Raw genomic sequence first — 17608 nt, forward strand, 5'->3', positions numbered from 1 at the left:
ACGATCAATGTGCTGGCGGCGCACGCCACGCAAGAAGCAGGAGCAGCGATATGTGGATCAAGCGGAGCAGCAGGATCTTGCTCAACGGCGACGACATCCCCGCGAGCGAAATCACGCCGCAAAAGGTGTACGAACAGCGCCGGCGCATTCTGCGGGCCGCGGGCGCGCTCGCGCTCGGCGGCATTGCGGGGCCGTTCGGTGCAACGCAGGCGCTTGCGGAATACGCCCCCGGCGACCCGAAGGCGCAGAAGCTCGCCGCGCAGACGAACACGAAGTTCGTCGCGCTCGACAAGGTCACGCCCTACAAGGACATCACGACCTATAACAACTTCTACGAGTTCGGCACGGACAAGGGCGATCCGGCTCAAAACGCGCACACGCTGCGGCCGCGCCCGTGGAAGCTGAGCGTCGAGGGCGAGGTGAAGAACCCGAAGGTCTACGACATCGACGAGATCCTCAAGCTCGCGCCGCTCGAAGAGCGCGTGTACCGGCATCGTTGCGTGGAGGGCTGGTCGATCGTCGTGCCGTGGATCGGTGTTTCGCTTTCCGAACTGATCCGCCGCGCGCAGCCCACGGGCAACGCACGCTACGTGCAGTTCATCACGCTCGCCGACCCCTCGCAAATGCCGGGCCTCGCCGAGCCGATTCTCGACTGGCCGTATTCCGAAGGCCTGCGCATGGATGAAGCGATGAATCCGCTCACGCTGCTCACGGTCGGCCTCTACGGCCAGGTGCTGCCGAACCAGAACGGCGCGCCCGTGCGGGTGATGGTGCCGTGGAAGTACGGCTTCAAGAGCGCGAAGTCGCTGGTGAAGATCCGCTTCGTCGAGAACCAGCCGCCCACGAGCTGGAACAAGTACGCGCCGAACGAATACGGCTTTTATTCGAACGTGAATCCGAACGTCGATCACCCGCGCTGGAGCCAGGCCACGGAGCGGCGCATCGGCGAGGACGGCTTCTTCCAGCCCAAGCGCAAGACGCTCATGTACAACGGCTACGGCGACCTCGTCGCGTCGATGTATCAGGGCATGGATCTGCGCAAGAACTTCTGAGCAACGAGCTAGATGGAGCGAGAGATGGAATCGACGACGACACCACAGGCTGCCGCGCGCGTGGGGGCGGGCCAGGCGCGTCCTGCGCGAAAGGCGGGGAGCGTGACGGCTCCGCGCTGGCTGCCGTGGGCGAAGGCGGCGGTGTTCGTCGCGGCGCTGTATCCGCTCGCGCGCCTCGTGCTGTTCGGCTTCACGGACGGACTCGGTGCGAATCCGATCGAGTTCATCACGCGCTCCACGGGCCTGTGGACGCTGGTGTTCCTCTGCATCACGCTCGCGGTCACGCCGCTGCGACGACTCACGGGCTGGAATACGCTGGTGCGCTTTCGGCGCATTCTGGGCCTCTTCGCGTTTTTCTATGCGACGCTGCACTTCACGACCTACATCTGGTTCGACAAGTGGTTCGACGTTGCCGCGATGCTCAAGGACGTGGGCAAGCGGCCGTTCATCACGGTGGGTTTCGCGGCGTTCGTGCTGCTGATTCCGCTCGCCGTGACGTCCACGCGCGCGATGGCGCGCCGGCTCGGACGCCGCTGGCAGACGCTGCATCGGCTCATCTACGCGATCGGCGTGCTGGCGATCCTGCACTTCTGGTGGATGAAGGCGGGCAAGCACGACCTCGTGTTGCCCAAGCTCTACGGCGCGATCATGCTGGCGCTGCTCGGCTGGCGCGTGGCCGTGTGGCTGCTGGCGCGCTGGCGTGCCGCGCGCGCGGGGGCGGGCGCCGCGTAGGTGCATCGCGCGCAGGCAGGCAAACAAAAAGCGACGCCGTAGCGTCGCTTTTTTCATGGGCGTGCGAACGAAAGACTCAGTCCGGCAGCACGCGCTCGCTCGCGAACAACTGCGCCACGCTTTCGCGCTCGCGCGCGAGATGCACGCGTTTGCCGTCGACCATCACCTCGGCCGCGCGCGCCCGCGTGTTGTAGTTCGAGCTCATCACGAAGCCGTAGGCGCCCGCGGAGCGGATCGCGAGCACGTCGCCCGGTTCGATCGCGAGCGAGCGGGCGCGGCCCAGCCAGTCGCCGCTCTCGCACACGGGGCCGACCACGTCGTAGGTCTGCGGCGCCGACTGGCGCGCAACGACCGGTTCCATCGCGTGATACGCGTCGTACATGGCGGGACGGGCGAGGTCGTTCATCGCGGCGTCGACGATCGCGAAGTTCTTTTCCGAGCCCGGCTTGAGGAACTCGACCGTAGTGAGCAGGATGCCCGCATTGCCCACGAGCGAGCGGCCCGGCTCGAAGTACACCTCGCGCGTCTTGCCCGTTTTCGCGCCATACGCCTCGATGCGATCGAGCACCGTGCGCACGAACTCGCCGATATCGGGCGGCGTTTCGTCGTCGTAGGTGATGCCGAGGCCGCCGCCCACGTCGATGTGGCGGATGCTCACGCCGTCGGCTTCGATCTGGTCGACGAGCTCGAGCAGCTTGTCGATGGCGTCGAGATACGGCGCGATTTCCGTGATCTGCGAGCCGATGTGGCAGTCGATGCCGACCACGTCCAGGTGTGCCATGGCCGCGGCGGTGCGATAGGTCGCGCGCGCTTCCTCGAACGCCACGCCGAACTTGTTCGCCTTCAGGCCGGTGGAAATGTACGGGTGAGTTTTCGGATCGACGTCCGGGTTCACGCGCAGCGAAACCGGCGCCTTCTTGCCGAGCTGGCCCGCCACGTCGTTGAGGCGGTCGAGTTCGGGAATCGACTCGACGTTGAAGCACTTCACGCCCGCTTCGAGCGCCTCGCGCATTTCGCCAGCGGTCTTGCCGACGCCCGAGAACACCACGTCCTCTGCCTTACCGCCTGCCGCGAGCACGCGGGCGAGCTCGCCCGCCGAAACGATGTCGAAGCCCGCGCCTTCGCGCGCGAACACGTTGAGCACGGCGAGGTTGCTGTTCGCCTTGACCGCGACGTGCACCTTGGCGCGGCGGCCGGCGCAGGCGTCGGCGTAGGCGTGCCATGCGGCGGTGAGTGCCGCGCGCGAATACACATACAGCGGCGTGCCGTACTGTGCGGCGAGATCTGCGGCCGGGACGCCCTCTACGAAGAGCGTGCCGTTATCGCGGTGAAAAGCGGACTGGGTCATGCGAGTGGTTTACTGGGTTGGCGTGGCGTCGGAAGCCGGTTGTGGGCTGCCGGTGGTCGCGGGCGGGGTGCCGAGTTCGGTGTCCGGGGACAACGACAGCGGCGTGCCGGAGGTGTCCGGAATCGTGCCAACCGGTGCCGATGCCGATTCGGGCGCACTTGCGGGCGCGCCTGCAGGCGTCGCGCCGGTTTCCGGCTGCGTGGTTTCGAAATTGGGCTTGGGCGGAAGCGGCGGCACGGTGGGCATGTAGAGCGCACCGCGCTGGCCGCAGCCTGCGAGCGCGACGGCGCCGATCGCAAAAGCCGCTAGAATCGCGCGGGGCGTCCATGCGCTGGGGGCCGCTGCGCGCGTCCGGGAAATGACACGCATAATTGTCCCTGAATGAATAACCGGTGGAGTTTAGCATGCCAGACAATGACTACCTGAGCCGCGCGGAGGCCGTGCTGGCGGCCGTAGAGCGCGCCGTGGACGAGGCCGAAGCGGACATCGAACTGGAGCGCAGCGGCAACGTTCTGACGCTCGAATTCGAGAATCGCACGAAGATCATCGTGAATTTGCAGCCGCCGATGCGCGAAATCTGGATCGCGGCGAAGGCAGGCGGTTTCCACTATCGCTTCATCGATGGCGAATGGCGCGACACGCGCACGGGCACCGAATTCTTCTCGGCGCTCACGGCGTATGCAACGGAGCAGGCGGGCGAGCCGGTACGGTTCGAGCCATAAGCTCGCAAGCGTGAGTTCGTAAAAGAAACGGGCGCCAGTCGAAAGACTGTGAACTGAACCCCAAGAGTTGGACATCGATCCGACCCTTGGGGTTTTTTCATGACCGCGGTTGCGGCGTGCCTCAGTGCCCGCGGAACAGATTCATGATGTCTTCCTTCTCCTTCGCGTTCACGTGCTCCGGGGCGGGCGCGGCGCCCGCATCGTCCGCGCCCGATGCGCCGCTCGCCGACGCTTCGAGCGCCGCCTGACTGATGCCCACGGTCGAGACGAAGCCGTGGCCCGGCGTGGCGTCGGCGTAGTAGAGCTCGTCGCCGAGCGTGACGATGCCGTCCGGCATCGCCATTCTGTACTCGGGCACGCCGCTTAGCGCCTTCTGCATGTAGTCGATCCAGACCGGCAGCGCGAGACCGCCGCCCGTTTCCTTGTCGCCGAGGCTGCGCGGATTGTCGTAGCCGATCCAGGCGATCGCGGCCAGCGTGCGCTGATAGCCCGCGAACCACGCGTCGCGCGAGTCGTTGGTCGTGCCGGTCTTGCCGCCCAGGTCGGTGCGCTTGAGGGCGTTCGACTTCGCGCCCGTGCCGCGCTGCGCGACGCTCTGCAAGAGGCTGTTCATGATGTACGCGTTGCGCGGGTCGATCGCGCGCGGCGCGTTCTGCTCGGCCACGAGCGGCTGCGCCTGGGCGACCACCATGCCGCGCTGGTCGGTGACTTCGGCGATCAGATACGGATTCACGCGATACCCGCCGTTGGCGAACACCGAGTAGCCGGCGGCCATCTGCAGGGGCGTGACGAGACCGGCGCCGAGCGCCATCGGCAGGTAGGCGGGATGCCGGTCGGCGTCGAAGCCGAAGTGCGTGATGTACTGCTGCGCGTACTTCGTGCCGATGTGGTTGAGGATGCGGATCGACACGAGGTTCTTCGACTTCATGAGCGCCGTGCGCATGCTCATCGGGCCGTCGAAGCCGCCGCCATAGTTCTTCGGCTCCCACGGCTGGCCGCCCGTTTCGGCGGCGCTGAAGAAGAGCGGCGCGTCGTTGATGATAGTCGCCGGCCCGAGCCCCTTGTCGAGCGACGCCGAGTAGATGAACGGCTTGAAGCTCGAACCCGGCTGGCGCCACGCCTGGGTGACGTGGTTGAACTTGTTCTTGTTGAAGTCGAAGCCGCCGACGAGCGCGCGGATCGCGCCGTCCTGCGGCACGATCGAGATGAACGCGCCTTCGATTTGCGGCAGCTGCGTGATCGACCACTCGCCCGCGTTGTTGCGCGCGAGGCGGATGATGGCGCCGGGCCGGATCTTCTGCGACGGCTGCGCGCGCGCGGAGAGCGCGAACTGCGCGAAGCGCAGCCCGTCGCCGGTGATGCTCGTGGTGTTGCCGTCCATGAACGTGACCCGCACTTCCTTCGGGCTCGCCGCGGTCACGACCGCCGCCACGAGTTCACCGTTGTCGGGGTGCTCGACGAGTGCGTCGTCGATGGCCTGCTCGCGCTCGTCGCTGTCCGTGGGCAGGTCGATGAACGCCTCGGGCCCGCGATAGCCGTGGCGTCGCTCGTAGTCCATCAGCCCCTTGCGCAGCGCGCGATAGGCGACGTCCTGGTCGGCGGAGTCGATGGTGGTGACGACGTTCAGTCCGCGCGTGTACGCCTCCTCGTGGTACTGCGCGTACATCATCTGGCGCACCATTTCCGCGACGTACTCGGCGTGGACGCTGAATTCCTTGCCCGCGCCCTTGACGACGAGCGGCTGCGCCGCGGCCTCGTCGTACTGCTGCTGGGTGATGTAGTGCAGCTCGAGCATGCGCTGGAGAATGTACTCTTGGCGCACTTTCGCCCGCTTCGGGTTGACGACCGGGTTGTAGGCCGACGGCGCCTTGGGCAGCCCGGCCAGCATCGCGCACTCGGCGAGCGTGAGGTCCTTCAGATCCTTGCCGAAGTACACGCGCGCGGCGCTCGCGAAGCCATACGCGCGCTGGCCCAGATAGATCTGATTCATGTACACCTCGAGAATCTGATCCTTCGAGAGCTTCGACTCGATCTTGTAGGCGAGCAGCATCTCGTAAATCTTGCGCGTGTAGGTCTTTTCGCTCGAAAGGAAGAAGTTGCGCGCCACCTGCATAGTGATCGTGCTGGCGCCCTGGGTGGCGTGGCCATTGGTGAGCGCGACGAAGCCCGCGCGCGCGATGCCGGCGAGATCGACGCCGCCGTGATCGTAGAAGCGCGCGTCTTCGATGGCCAGAATGGCCTTCTTGAGGTTGTCAGGCACGTCCCTGAAATGGACGATGTCGCGCCGCTCCTCGCCGAATTCGCCGATCAGCACGTGGTCGCGCGTGTAGATGCGCAGCGGCACCTTCGGGCGATAGTCGGTGAGCGCCTCGAGCGACGGCAGGTTGGGCGTCGCCACGACGAGCGCGTAGCCGAGCACCAGCGCGACGCACACCACGCCGGCGAAGATGAGGCCGAAAAAGGCGATCAGCAGCGTGGCCCACCACGGGCGCTTGCGCCGCCGGGGCGGCTCGGGCGGCGTGGAAGGCGGTACGGACGAAGGAAGCTGATCTTGCATACGAACACCAGAAAAACGGTCCCGCGATTATAGCCGCCGCTCGCTCACGGGCTTTCGAGATGCTTACATGGACGGCGCATGCGAGCACGCAACCCGCTGTTTCTGTCGACGCGTCTGCTGACGCTTATTGCTGATATCCGCACTGTAGACGCGCCCCTCGCGCGTGGATAGCGCTGGCGGCGATCGTTGGCCGTTCGGCCGAGTATTCGTGCGCCGCCCCGCTTCGCACAATTTCTCCATCGACGCGCTGCGAACGGTTTGCGGCGCACGGACAAACGGGAGGGATGCGATGGGTTTCGGGAATCCGCTGTTGTTGGGCGCTCGCCGCTTTGCCGCGGGTGTGGATTTAAGCGCGCGCGGGGTCACGCTGGTGGTGTTGAGCCAGCGCATTGTCGGGGCGGGGCCGGTCCGCCTCGAATGGCTGGCGGGCGCGCCGCTCGCGCGCGAGGCGCTCGCCGGCGCGGAGATCGTCGACCGGGCGGCCATCGTCGCGGCGCTTCGCGGCGTGTTTGGCGAGTTGCCGCGCGCCAGCGCCGCGGCGTCGCTGCGTTGCGCCATGGCGCTGCCCACGAGCGCGACGCTCGTCGCGACCGTGCCGCTCGCGCGTCTTGCGCCGGCGGGTGCGATGGACGAGTCGGGTATTCACGCGGCGCTCGAGCCGCTCGTGCTGGCGGAGGCGGAACGCGTGGCGGGCGTGGAGCGCGGCGAGCTGGCGGTCGACTGGAGCGTGCTGCCGGCCACGCCGCGCAGCCACGAAGCGCAGGTGACGATCGCGGCGACGGCGCGGCAGCATCTCGAAGCGCGCATCGAGTGTGCGGCCATGGCGGGCATCACGTTGTGCGCCGTGGACGGCGAAGCGCACGCCGCGTTGCGCGCCATGCGGCACGCGGCGGTGTACGAGTTGCCGCCGCACGAGCCCTGGGTGGCGATCTGGGTCGGCCCGGAAGGCGTGCATGGCTGGTTGCTCGTCGACGACTCGGTCATCCGGCACATGCGCTTTCCCGCGCTCGAACATGCCGATCTCGTGGAGGCGCTGCGCGACCTCGTCGACGGCGAGCAGGCCGGCTGCGTGCAGGTCTCGGGCGAGCTTGCCATGCTGCGCGGCGCGAACTTCACGATGGCCGACATCGGCGACGCGCTGGGCGCGCCAGTGCTGCCCTTCGAATGCGCACCGCTGGCCGACATCGAGTGGCCGCTCGCGGCGACGCTGTTGCATGATCCGGCGTGCGCGGTGGCGTTCGGACTCGCGTTGCGCGGGGTGGCGGAATGACGCTCGCGCGCGCCGTGCGCGAGTTACCGCGTCGGGCCGTCGGCGGATTCAATCTGCTGCCGTGGCGGCAGCGCGCCATTCGCAGGCGGCGTTGCTGGCGCCTGCTCGAATGGGGCGCCGCGGCGCTTGGCGGGTGCGCGTGTGCGCTGGGTGTCGTGCTCTGGCAGCGCGTCGAATGCAGCGCGCTCGAGGCTCGTCGCGCGGCGCTGGAGCGGCCGCTGGCGCAGTGGCGTGCACCGCTCGCCGAGGCGCAGCGCCTCACGCGGGAGAGCGAAGCGCGGCGTGTCGGCGAGCGACTCGCCCGGCAGCACGCGCGGGCTACGGCGCGCTTTTTCGCCCTCGCGGACGCGTTGGCAAGCGACGCTCTGCCGGGCGTCGGCTTGCAGCAGCTCGCGCAGTTCGCCGATGAAACCGATCTGCAGGCGAGCGCAGCGGACGAATCGGCGGCTGCGGCGTGGCTCGGACGGCTGCGCTCGCTGCCCGATGTCGAGGCCGTGAGCGTGCGCGAACTCAAGCGCGGCGCGCCGGCCGGCGCTGCACGCGAGCGTGCGTCCGACGGCGAACCGATTCGCGTCGCGGCTCATCTCGTCTGGCAAGGCGCGAGCACCGTGCCGCGAGCCGGCGCACCGCGAGCGTCGAGCGACGCCGCAGCGAAGGAGGCGACATGAGCACGATGGCTGCGCACGCTGGGCAGGAGCGGGCGCTCGTCCCGGCTCGGTCAGGCGCGGGCAACGTCGTGCGCGGATGGCCGCCGCTGCACGCGTGGAGCCTGCACCGCCGCCTGGCTGTCGCGTTGACGATTGCCGTGCTGGCTCTCGCCACTGCAAGCGGCGCCTGCATCGTCGGGGATCCGCTTGGCGTCCATGCAGCGCGCGCCGCGCTGGAAGCCGCTCAAAAGCGCTACGGCGATGCCCAGCAAGTCCTGGCGCGTCTGCCCGCGCTGCGCGAAGCTGCGGCGCGAATGCCTTCGCGTGCGCCGCGTGCGGGCAATTCCGCCGACGACATTCGCCGCATCTCGCAACTCGCCGCGCAATCGGGCCTCGTGCTGCATATGCTGGAGCCAGGCGTCGCGGGCGGCGTGCAAGCCGAGGCGTTCCGGTCGATCAGGCTGGTCGCGCAAGGCAGCTTCGCGCAACTGCGCCGACTGCTCGTAGAGTTGGCGCGCGAGGCGGCGCTCACGGTGCCATTCGAGCTTGCCATCCGGCGCACGGGAACCGGTCTGTCGGTCTCGGCAACGTTGCGCGTATACGATGCGCTTCCCGCCGTGCCGCTGGCGGTGGCTCCCGCAGCGGTGGAGCGCGATCCCTTTGCGCACGCGGCTGCGGCCGGGAGGGCGGAAGACGGGTGGCGCCTTGCCGGCATCCTGCAGGATCGGCTGCGTATCCTCGCGCTCCTGGAAACGCCCGAGGGCGTCGTGTCCGCGCAGGCGGGCGAGGCGGTCGGCAATGCGCGCGTGCTGGCAATCGGGCCGGCGCGGGTCGTCGTCGCGGCGGGTGGGACGACGCGCGCGCTCGGCTGGGCGGAGGCGGCGAAATGAGCGCGCTCGAGCGGAGCGTTGTTGTCCTCGCCGCGTTGATGGTGAGCGTTGCCGCGTGCGCGGCATGGGCCGCGGTGCCGCCGCCTCGACCTGGGTGGGCACGTCCGCCGGCGGCGCTCGCGCGCTACGAAGTGCCGCCGTTGCCCGACGGGGCGGGGGAGCCCGCAGCGAATCAGTGGATCGCCAATCCGTTCATGGGAGGCAGCGATGCTTCTACGACCGAAGTCGCGCCCGAAGACGTTTCGCGGGCAGACGCGGACGGCGACGCTGGCGTGTCCCAACGCGCCGCCCAGCCTTCGCGCGAACCGGTCAGCGCCACACCTGCGGCCGGGCCGCTCGAAGGGCCGCCGGTGCCCATGCGCGCGCCGACGCGCCTCGGCGACGCCGCGGCAGCCAACGATGGCTTGCCGGCGGACCGACCGATCACGCTCAACTTCCAGCGCGCTGAACTCACGGCCGTTCTGCATGCGTTCGCCCAGTTCACGAAGCTCAATATCGTCGCAAGCGAACGGGCGCGCGGCCAGGTGACGTTGCGCCTCGAGCGCGTGCCGTGGCGTACCGCGTTCGACCTGCTGCTGGAAGCAAACGGCCTTGCGATGTCGCGCATCGGCGACGTGATCTGGGTCGCGCCCGCCGCGGAGGTGGCAGCGCGCGAGCGGCAGCGTTACGAGGCGCACGCCCGGGCCGCGGAGCTGGAGCCGCTCGCGAGCCGCTCGTTCGAGTTGCATTACGCGCGCGCCGAGGATCTGCGCCGCTTCCTGACCGGCACGGGCGCACAGCGCGCACTCTCGAAGCGCGGCACGGCGGTGGCGGACGCGCGCACGAATGTCCTCTTCGTCACCGACCTGCCGGCGCGACTCGACCAGATCGGCGAACTCGTGTGGCGGCTTGATGCGCCCGCGCGTCAGGTGCTGATCGAGGCGCGTATCGTCGAGGGGGAAGAGGGGCTGTCGCGCGAGCTGGGCGTGCGTCTTGGCGTGACGCCGGTGAGCGTGGACGCAACGGCCCCCCGCGGCCTGACCACCAAAGCCGACGGCACGGTGTACGACCTCGCGGCGGGCCCGATTGCCGGCTTCGAGCCCGCGGGCCTTGGGCTCACGCTGCTGGCCGCGCGCGCCACGCGTCTGCTCGACATCCAGTTGAGCGCGCTCGAGGCCGAAGGGCGCGGACGGGTGGTGTCGAGCCCGCGCGTGGTCACCGCCGACCGCACGAAGGCCGTCGTCGAGCAGGGTACCGAGCTGCCTTATCAGGCCAAGGTCGGGCAGGGCGTTTCGGGCGTGCAATTCCGGCGCGCCAGCCTGAAACTCGAAGTCGAGCCGCAGATCACACCCGATGGCCGCGTGATACTCGACCTCGACGTGGCGAAGGACAGTGTCGGCGAGCAAACGGCCGCCGGGCCTGCGATCAACACCAAGCACGTGCAGACGCGCGTGGAAATCGAGGACGGCGGGACGGTCTCGATTGGCGGCATCGACGCGACCGATGACCGCGATGATGTGACGCGCGTGCCACTCCTGGGCAAAATACCGGTTCTGGGCGCGCTTTTTTCGCATCGCGCGCACCGGGATAAGCGCAGCGAGCTCGTGGTGTTCATCACGCCGCGCGTCGTGGAGCCGAATTGACCCTCATTGATCGGGCAAACTGGCTGCCAGCGGGCAGCCCCATGTTTACGGGGTCTGATCAACGGGGCCGCAGGCTCGACAATGCCGCCGCTTTGCCAGTAAGCTGCGGCACCAACCTTTCGTAGGAAACGCTGCAAGTGCGGGACGCAAACGCCAATGTATTTTTCGTAGGGCTCATGGGCGCCGGCAAGACGACCGTGGGCCGGGCGGTCGCGCGCCGGCTGGAGCGTCCGTTCTTCGACTCCGATCACGAGATCGAGGCGCGCACGGGCGCGCGCATCCCGGTGATTTTCGAACTCGAAGGCGAAGCGGGCTTCCGCGACCGCGAGGCCCAGATGATCGAAGAGCTCACGGGGCGCGAAGGCATCGTCCTCGCGACCGGCGGCGGCGCAGTGCTGCGGCCCGAAAATCGCGCAGCGCTCAAGGCGCGCGGCTTCGTCGTGTATCTGCGCGCGCATCCGCACGACCTGTGGCTGCGCACGCGGCGCGACAAGAATCGCCCGCTGCTGCAAACCGAAGACCCGAAGGCGCGGCTCGAAGCGCTGTACGAAGTGCGCGACCCGCTGTATCGCGAAGTCGCGGACTTCGTGATCGAAACCGGCCGGCCTTCCGTCAACGGACTCGTCAACATGGTGCTGATGCAGCTCGACATGGCCGGCGTCGTGCGGGCCACGGCGCGCGAGTAGGGCGCAGGTCGCCCGGTGAGTCGCGCAGTGAGTCGTGCAGCAGGCAGTGCATCGGAAACCCAAAAGATTCAGAGCATGATTACCGTCAACGTCGAATTGGGCGACCGCGCCTACCCCATCCATATCGGCTCCGGCCTGATCGGTCAGACGGCGCTCTTCGCGCCCCATATCGCCGGCAAGTCGGTCACGATCGTGACGAACACCGTCGTCGATCCGCTCTACGGCGAGACGCTGCGCGCCGCGCTTGCGCCGCTCGGCAAGGACGTCAACACGGTGGTGCTGCCCGACGGCGAGGCGCACAAGAACTGGGAAACGCTCAACGAGATCTTCGACGCGCTGCTCACCTCGCGCGCCGACCGCAAGACCACGCTCATCGCGCTGGGCGGCGGCGTGACGGGTGACATGACGGGCTTCGCGGCCGCCTGCTACATGCGCGGCGTGCCGTTCATCCAGGTGCCGACCACGCTGCTTTCGCAGGTCGATTCGTCGGTGGGCGGCAAGACGGGCATCAATCATCCGCTCGGCAAGAACATGATCGGCGCGTTCTACCAGCCGCAGGCCGTGATCGCCGACATCGGCGCGCTGGCCACGCTGCCGGAGCGCGAACTGGCGGCCGGCATTGCCGAGGTCATCAAGACCGGCGCGATTGCCGACGCCGAATTCTTCGACTGGATCGAAGCCAACGTCGAGTCGCTCAACCGTTGCGAGCCCGAAGCGCTCGCGCACGCGGTCAAGCGCTCGTGCGAGATCAAGGCATCGGTCGTCGCCGCCGACGAGCGCGAGGGCGGCCTGCGCGCCATCCTCAACTTCGGCCATACGTTCGGCCACGCGATCGAGGCCGGGCTCGGCTACGGCGAGTGGCTGCACGGCGAGGCGGTGGGCTGCGGCATGGTGATGGCTGCGGACCTCTCGGTACGCGTGGGCATGCTGGACGAAGCCTCGCGCACGCGCCTCGTGCGTGTGGTCGAGGCCGCGAAGCTGCCGGTGCGTGCGCCCGCGCTCGGCGCCGACCGCTACGTCGAGCTTATGCAGGTCGACAAGAAGGCCGAGGGCGGAGCGATCAAGTTCATCCTGCTCAAGCGCTTTGGCGAGACGCACATCGGCCGCGCGCCCGACGAAGCCGTGCAGGCCACGCTCGCCGCCGCGACGCAGAACTGAGGCGGCGCCGGCGACAACCCCTTGCGGAGGAACGGTGAGCGACACCCGCAGCGATAACCGTAGTGATCCCCGTAGTGATCCCCATAGCGTTCAGGAACGTAGCGACGCGCATGGCGGCGACGCCAGCGCCGCGCTGGTCGCGTCATTCGAGGCGGGGCTCGCGCCTTTCGCGGCGCACGCCTCGCGCTCGCGCGGGCGGCGCTATCCCGAGCCGCCGCCCGCCGCGCGCAGCGAGTTCCAGCGCGACCGCGACCGCATTGTCCATTCCACGGCGTTTCGCCGCCTCGAGTACAAGACCCAGGTGTTCGTGAATCACGAGGGCGATCTCTTTCGCACACGGCTCACGCACAGCCTCGAAGTCGCGCAGATCGCCCGCTCGGTCGCCCGCAATCTGCGCGTGAACGAGGATCTGGTTGAGGCGATCTCGCTCGCCCACGACCTCGGCCATACGCCGTTCGGCCATGCGGGCCAGGACGCGCTCAACGAGTGCATGCGCGAGCACGGTGGCTTCGAGCACAATCTCCAGAGCCTCGCGGTCGTGGACGAGCTCGAAGAGCACTACGGCGCGTTCGACGGCCTGAACCTGTGCTTCGAAACGCGCGAAGGCATTCTCAAGCACTGCTCGCGCGAGCATGCGCGGCATCTGGGCGATCTGGGCGAGCGTTTTCTGCTCGGCCGGCAGCCGTCGATCGAAGCGCAGATCGCCAACATCGCCGACGAAATTGCCTACAACAACCACGACGTCGACGACGGCTTGCGCTCGGGGCTGCTCACCATCGAGCAGCTTGCCGAGGTCGAACTCTGGCAAACGCACTACGACGCCGCGCGCGCCGAATATCCGCAGATCGAGGGCCGCCGGCTGGTTCACGAGACGGTGCGGCGCATCATCAACACGCTGATCGTCGACCTGATCGGGCAGACGCGGCGCAATCTCGCCGAGTGCGCGCCGCGGTCGCTCGACGACGTGCGCGCGGCGCCCGCGCTCGTCGCGCACAGCGAGCGCGTGGCCGCGCAGGCGGCTGCGCTCAAGCGCTTTCTCTACCGCAACCTGTACCGCCACTATCGCGTGATGCGCATGGCCAACAAGGCGCGGCGCGTGGTGAAGGGGCTGTTCGAGGCGTTCAGCGAAGACTCGCGCCTGCTGCCGCCGCCGTACCAGACGCAGGACGCCGCCGTGCAGCCGCGGCTGATCGCGCATTACATCGCAGGCATGACCGACCGCTATGCCCTGAAGGAGTACCGCCGTCTCTTCGTCGTCGCCGACGACGTTTGAGGGCGCGGCTCGCCCCCTCTCACCGCCCCTGCTGATTCCGGGAGCCCATTTGATCAAGACCTGGCCGTATCCGCGCGTTGCCGCGCACCGAGGGGGCGGCACGCTCGCGCCCGAGAACACGCTGGCGGGTCTGCGCACGGGCGCGAGCCTCGGCCATACGCTGGTGGAGTTCGACGCCAAGCTGTCCGTCGACAACGTCGCGTTCCTGCTCCACGACGACACGGTGAACCGCACATCGAACGGGCACGGCGCCGCGGCATGCATGCGCTACGCGGAACTTGCCACGCTGGACGCGGGCAGCTGGCGGGACGCGCGTTTTGCGGGTGAGCCGATGCCCACGCTCGCTCAGGTCGCAAAGTGCTGTCGTGAACTGGGGCTTGCGGCGAACCTCGAGATCAAGCCCTGCGCGGGCCGCGACGTGGAGACAGGCCGGATGGTCGGCGCCGAAACGGCGCGCCTGTGGGAGCAAGAAGCGCAGGCGGGCATGCCGCCTTTGCTCTCGTCGTTTTCCTACGCGGCGCTCGAGGCGGCGCGCGAGAGCGCGCCGCAACTGCCGCGCGGCCTGCTGTTCGAGCGGGTGCCCGCCGACTGGCGCGAGCAGACCGCGGCGCTCGAGTGTGTGTCGCTCCATGCGAGCCATCGCCATCTGGACGAGGCGCTCGTCGGGCGCATCAAGTCGGCGGGGCTTTTCATCCTCGCCTATACGGTGAACGACCTCGACCGCGCTCGCCAGCTCGTGAGCTGGGGCGTCGATACGGTCTGCACCGACCGTATCGACCTGATCGGGCCGCACGCGCTCGACGCCTAAGGCCCCAGGCCGGGCGGCCGGTGCCCGGCTCCTCCTTCAGCGGCGCGAGAGCAGCGCGCCCACTACCAGCGCCACGCCGCCGGCAATCGCGACGGCCTGCCAGGGATTGCGGTGCACGTAGTCGTCAGCGCCGGCGATAGCCGCGTCAGTATGGTCGCGCGCGGCGGCACGCGCGACTTCGAGCCGCTCGCGGGCGGCGTCGAGACGCTTGCGGATGTCGGCGCGCAGCGCAGCCGCATCGGCCTGGGTTCCTTCGCCCAGCGTGTTTTCCAGCTCGGCGAGCAGATCACGCAACTCGTCGGTGATATCGGCGGCGGCGCTGCGGCCGCGGCGCGCGATGCGCCGGGCATGTCGGCTCGTGCGCGTCCAGGAATCTCCGAGGGCTTCTCGCGTGTTCGGAAAGGCGCTCATGTATGGCTCCGTCGTTGAAAAGTCACAGGTAAAAGGCTCGCCGCGGGGCGCACGAAAAAGGGCGCGGGAGGGCGAGGACCGGAGTGCCAGTATTGCGCAATTCCAGTGCCCAAGCCTTGAACGAGCGCAGCGAGCCGGGCGCAAATGCCCGCCAGGCGGGGCTCTGATCTCTGGTGACAAAACAGGTGATTACGGGGACAGCACGCTTTTTCGCAGAGGCATAGAATCAGGATAAGCCCATGCGAATGCGGGGAAAAATCGATGGAGACGCGAAGACGGGAAGGGCACGGCCGGGCGGGAAACGCTGCCCTCCGCCAGACGCCGCAAGGGCGAGGCGAAGGGCCGGCGCGAGGTAATGCGTGGCGCTGCAGCGCGTTAGAAGTTGTAGCCGACCTTCAGGTACGTCACGAGCGGGTTCAGGTGAATCTTCGATTCCGCGACTCGCTGGGTGCCGAACTGGTTGTTCAGCGTCGTGTTGTACGTAGCCGTCACGTTGATCGGAATGTACGAGAGCGAGAAACCGGCGAACCAGTGCTTCGTGAAGTTGTAGTTGAAGCCCAGGTTAAACACGGGGGCCCAGGAACGATCCGTCGAAACACTGGTCGGACCCCCAAGCACACCGTTTTCGAAGGAGCCGTTGGTGATCTTCGCGTCGGTGAACCAGGCGTAGGTCACGCCGATGCCGAGGTAAGGACGGAATTTTGCTTCCGGGCTGTTGAAGTAGTACTTGAACAACAGCGCGGGGCTCCACAGTTTCGCCGAGCCGACCTTGCCGAAGCTGCTGAAGCTGCCGCCGCCGGAAATATCGAACTTCGGCGGAATGCCCAGTTCGGCTTCGGTCGCGAAGTGGTCGGTGATGTAGTAGCCGAGGGAGAAACCCACGGTGTCGGCCGAGCCGACGCTGGCGCCCGTATTCGGAATGGCCATGTTGACGGGCGTGCCGCCGACGCTGTCGATCTTGAGCGGATCGCTGGTGTCCTGCGGCATGAAGCGGAACCAGCCGGTGGTGACGTAGAACGTGTTTGCGGATTGTGCGTGTGCTGCCGTGAAACTGGCGAGCGCGGCGACCCCTGCCAGCGCCTGTTTTAATTTCATATTAATTGCTCCTCCATGAAAGGCCCGCTCATTATGAACACAACGTTTGCAACAAACCAGACGCGACCGTTAGAGCTTTTTTACTAAGCGCCGCGAGCTTTCCGCCGAAGCCGCATGCCAGCGAGAACTAGCGCTGGTGGGGCCTGGCGGGTCTGCGGGTATTCACCAACGGAACCAGGAAAATCGAGCATGGCACGGCTTGCACGTCTTTATGTTCCCGATCAGCCACAGCATGTGATCCTGCGCGGACTCGATCAGCAGCCCGCGTTCGTCGATGACCAGGACTACGAACTGTTCATCGACTGCCTGAAGGCCGCGGCGCGCGATCATCATCTGGCGGTGCATGCGTGGGTTTTGATGCCCGGCGCGGTGCAACTGCTCGTCACGCCTTCTGACGAATCCAGCCTGCCCAAGGCAATGCAGGCGGTCGGCCGGCGCTACGTGGCGCATTTCAACCGGCGCTATGCGCGTCGCGGCACGCTCTGGGAGGGGCGCTACCGCGCGACGGTCATCGAGGGCGAGCGCTTCTTCCTGCTGGCGAGCCGCGTCGTCGAGCTCGCACCGGTGCGCAGCCACCTCGTGACGGCGCCCGAAGACTATCGATGGTCGAGCTACCGGCATCACATCGGCCTCACCGTCGACAGCCTCATCACCGACCATCCGCTGTACTGGGCGCTCGGCAATACGCCTTTCGAGCGTCAGCGCGCGTATCGCGAACTCTGCGAGCAGGTGCTCGACGAGCGCGAAACGACGCAGCTTATGCAGGCCACGCTCAAGGGCTGGGTGCTCGGCAGCGACACGTACCGCGATTGGGCGTCGCGCACGGCGAACCGGCGCGTCTCGCCGCTGCCGCGGGGGCGCCCGCGCAAGGTGCGCGAAGCGCCGGGCACGCCAGCGGCAACGCCGGGCGCCATTGGCGCCGCGGCCACCGCGACCCCGGCTTCGACGCCTGCGGCCGGATCGGGCGGGGCGGGCGGTCAGTCGGCGGGCCATGGTGCCGCTCAATCTGGCCCCCATTCGACTTCGCATCCCGGCGCCAATCCGGCCGGCTCGACTTCGACGCATGGAGGCGGCCACGCGGGTAGTGGTTCGGCTACAACATCGGGTGTAAATCCGGGTGGCTCGAACGGCCATTCCGGTGGTTCGCAGGGTTCCGGTGACGGCGGCTCCTCCGGTTCGAGTTCGGAACGCGACCAGCGCAAGCCGGGCACTGGCACTCACTGATTGCTTTTTGGATCAACTGTTTACGAGATAAAACGGCATCTCCGGATGCCGTTTTCTTTTGCCCGAATTTAATATGACCCCAATAAAAAAATGTGCGAATGCACCAACTCGAT

General features: G+C 67.6%; 16 protein-coding genes and 1 pseudogene. 12 read left to right on the top strand and 5 right to left on the bottom strand.

Annotation, left to right across the window (positions count from 1 at the left end):
- The first annotated feature begins 50 nt into the window (after positions 1-50).
- Both msrP and msrQ read left to right on the top strand, forming a co-directional pair.
- Positions 51-1052 (top strand): protein-methionine-sulfoxide reductase catalytic subunit MsrP, encoded by a 1002-nt coding sequence (msrP, locus tag AB4Y42_RS33035; protein ID WP_368696492.1) that lies wholly within the window; start codon positions 51-53, stop codon positions 1050-1052.
- A gap of 12 nt (positions 1053-1064) precedes the next feature.
- Positions 1065-1784 carry a protein-methionine-sulfoxide reductase heme-binding subunit MsrQ gene (msrQ, locus tag AB4Y42_RS33040; RefSeq protein ID WP_368696493.1) on the top strand — a complete coding sequence of 240 codons (720 nt, stop codon included), beginning with the start codon at positions 1065-1067 and terminating at the stop codon, positions 1782-1784.
- A gap of 76 nt (positions 1785-1860) precedes the next feature.
- Here msrQ and lysA read toward each other — a convergent pair whose 3' ends face one another.
- Positions 1861-3132: a diaminopimelate decarboxylase gene (gene lysA, locus AB4Y42_RS33045; protein ID WP_368696494.1), complete on the bottom strand. Its 1272-nt coding sequence runs from the start codon at positions 3130-3132 to the stop codon at positions 1861-1863.
- 9 nt (positions 3133-3141) lie between these two features.
- Positions 3142-3501 (bottom strand): lipoprotein, encoded by a 360-nt coding sequence (locus AB4Y42_RS33050; protein WP_368691435.1) that lies wholly within the window; start codon positions 3499-3501, stop codon positions 3142-3144.
- Between the two features lie 35 nt (positions 3502-3536).
- Between AB4Y42_RS33050 and cyaY the strand changes: the two genes are divergently transcribed.
- On the top strand, positions 3537-3854 hold the full coding sequence (cyaY, locus tag AB4Y42_RS33055) for an iron donor protein CyaY (RefSeq protein ID WP_028206540.1): 318 nt from the start codon (positions 3537-3539) through the stop codon (positions 3852-3854).
- Positions 3855-3975: 121 nt separating this feature from the next.
- Here cyaY and AB4Y42_RS33060 read toward each other — a convergent pair whose 3' ends face one another.
- A complete protein-coding gene (locus AB4Y42_RS33060; RefSeq protein ID WP_368696495.1) occupies positions 3976-6411 on the bottom strand; it encodes a penicillin-binding protein 1A in 2436 nt (811 codons plus the stop codon).
- 289 nt (positions 6412-6700) lie between these two features.
- Here AB4Y42_RS33060 and pilM point away from each other — a divergent pair, with 289 nt between their 5' ends.
- The 8 genes from pilM to ugpQ all read left to right on the top strand — a co-directional run bounded on the left by pilM (position 6701) and on the right by ugpQ (position 14765).
- Positions 6701-7681, top strand: a complete 981-nt coding sequence (pilM, locus tag AB4Y42_RS33065) for a type IV pilus biogenesis protein PilM (RefSeq protein ID WP_368691437.1) — start codon at positions 6701-6703, stop codon at positions 7679-7681.
- Positions 7678-8349 (top strand): fimbrial assembly protein, encoded by a 672-nt coding sequence (locus AB4Y42_RS33070; RefSeq protein WP_368691438.1) that lies wholly within the window; start codon positions 7678-7680, stop codon positions 8347-8349. Before pilM ends, AB4Y42_RS33070 begins: the two co-directional genes overlap by 4 nt.
- A complete protein-coding gene (locus tag AB4Y42_RS33075; RefSeq protein ID WP_368696496.1) occupies positions 8346-9218 on the top strand; it encodes a hypothetical protein in 873 nt (290 codons plus the stop codon). The genes AB4Y42_RS33070 and AB4Y42_RS33075 overlap by 4 nt, the downstream gene beginning before the upstream one ends.
- Positions 9215-10840, top strand: coding sequence for a type IV pilus secretin PilQ (gene pilQ / locus AB4Y42_RS33080; RefSeq protein ID WP_368691440.1), 1626 nt, complete (start codon positions 9215-9217; stop codon positions 10838-10840). The genes AB4Y42_RS33075 and pilQ overlap by 4 nt, the downstream gene beginning before the upstream one ends.
- 131 nt (positions 10841-10971) lie before the next feature.
- Positions 10972-11526 carry a shikimate kinase AroK gene (aroK, locus tag AB4Y42_RS33085; RefSeq protein ID WP_069268233.1) on the top strand — a complete coding sequence of 185 codons (555 nt, stop codon included), beginning with the start codon at positions 10972-10974 and terminating at the stop codon, positions 11524-11526.
- 75 nt (positions 11527-11601) lie between these two features.
- Positions 11602-12684 carry a 3-dehydroquinate synthase gene (aroB, locus tag AB4Y42_RS33090; protein ID WP_324157976.1) on the top strand — a complete coding sequence of 361 codons (1083 nt, stop codon included), beginning with the start codon at positions 11602-11604 and terminating at the stop codon, positions 12682-12684.
- Positions 12685-12817: 133 nt separating this feature from the next.
- Positions 12818-13957 carry a deoxyguanosinetriphosphate triphosphohydrolase gene (locus AB4Y42_RS33095; RefSeq protein WP_368696531.1) on the top strand — a complete coding sequence of 380 codons (1140 nt, stop codon included), beginning with the start codon at positions 12818-12820 and terminating at the stop codon, positions 13955-13957.
- A 52-nt stretch (positions 13958-14009) separates the two neighbouring features.
- The gene (ugpQ, locus tag AB4Y42_RS33100) at positions 14010-14765 is read left to right on the top strand and encodes a glycerophosphodiester phosphodiesterase (protein WP_368696532.1); all 756 of its coding nucleotides are present in this window, start codon (positions 14010-14012) and stop codon (positions 14763-14765) included.
- A 36-nt stretch (positions 14766-14801) separates the two neighbouring features.
- Here ugpQ and AB4Y42_RS33105 read toward each other — a convergent pair whose 3' ends face one another.
- Together AB4Y42_RS33105 and AB4Y42_RS33110 are read right to left on the bottom strand one after the other, a co-directional pair.
- The gene (locus AB4Y42_RS33105) at positions 14802-15176 is read right to left on the bottom strand and encodes a YqjD family protein (RefSeq protein WP_133186266.1); all 375 of its coding nucleotides are present in this window, start codon (positions 15174-15176) and stop codon (positions 14802-14804) included.
- 375 nt (positions 15177-15551) lie between these two features.
- Positions 15552-16271 (bottom strand): OmpW family protein, encoded by a 720-nt coding sequence (locus AB4Y42_RS33110; protein WP_133186264.1) that lies wholly within the window; start codon positions 16269-16271, stop codon positions 15552-15554.
- Between the two features lie 189 nt (positions 16272-16460).
- Here AB4Y42_RS33110 and AB4Y42_RS33115 point away from each other — a divergent pair.
- Positions 16461-17150: pseudogene (locus tag AB4Y42_RS33115) on the top strand (transposase); the annotation flags it as partial.
- Positions 17151-17608: the final 458 nt, after the last annotated feature.

Origin of the sequence: Paraburkholderia sp. EG286B, from assembly GCF_040965655.1 — a bacterium.
Classification (GTDB): domain Bacteria; phylum Pseudomonadota; class Gammaproteobacteria; order Burkholderiales; family Burkholderiaceae; genus Paraburkholderia.

Coding starts and splice junctions, on each gene's coding strand:
- AB4Y42_RS33070 (WP_368691438.1), top strand. CDS start 7,678: ATGACGCTCGCGCGCGCCGTGCGCGAGTTACCGCGTCGGGCCGTCGGC.
- lysA (WP_368696494.1), bottom strand. CDS start 3,132: ATGACCCAGTCCGCTTTTCACCGCGATAACGGCACGCTCTTCGTAGAG.
- pilM (WP_368691437.1), top strand. CDS start 6,701: ATGGGTTTCGGGAATCCGCTGTTGTTGGGCGCTCGCCGCTTTGCCGCG.
- AB4Y42_RS33060 (WP_368696495.1), bottom strand. CDS start 6,411: ATGCAAGATCAGCTTCCTTCGTCCGTACCGCCTTCCACGCCGCCCGAG.
- AB4Y42_RS33105 (WP_133186266.1), bottom strand. CDS start 15,176: ATGAGCGCCTTTCCGAACACGCGAGAAGCCCTCGGAGATTCCTGGACG.
- AB4Y42_RS33050 (WP_368691435.1), bottom strand. CDS start 3,501: ATGCGTGTCATTTCCCGGACGCGCGCAGCGGCCCCCAGCGCATGGACG.
- pilQ (WP_368691440.1), top strand. CDS start 9,215: ATGAGCGCGCTCGAGCGGAGCGTTGTTGTCCTCGCCGCGTTGATGGTG.
- cyaY (WP_028206540.1), top strand. CDS start 3,537: ATGCCAGACAATGACTACCTGAGCCGCGCGGAGGCCGTGCTGGCGGCC.
- AB4Y42_RS33110 (WP_133186264.1), bottom strand. CDS start 16,271: ATGAAATTAAAACAGGCGCTGGCAGGGGTCGCCGCGCTCGCCAGTTTC.
- msrP (WP_368696492.1), top strand. CDS start 51: ATGTGGATCAAGCGGAGCAGCAGGATCTTGCTCAACGGCGACGACATC.
- msrQ (WP_368696493.1), top strand. CDS start 1,065: ATGGAGCGAGAGATGGAATCGACGACGACACCACAGGCTGCCGCGCGC.
- aroB (WP_324157976.1), top strand. CDS start 11,602: ATGATTACCGTCAACGTCGAATTGGGCGACCGCGCCTACCCCATCCAT.
- AB4Y42_RS33075 (WP_368696496.1), top strand. CDS start 8,346: ATGAGCACGATGGCTGCGCACGCTGGGCAGGAGCGGGCGCTCGTCCCG.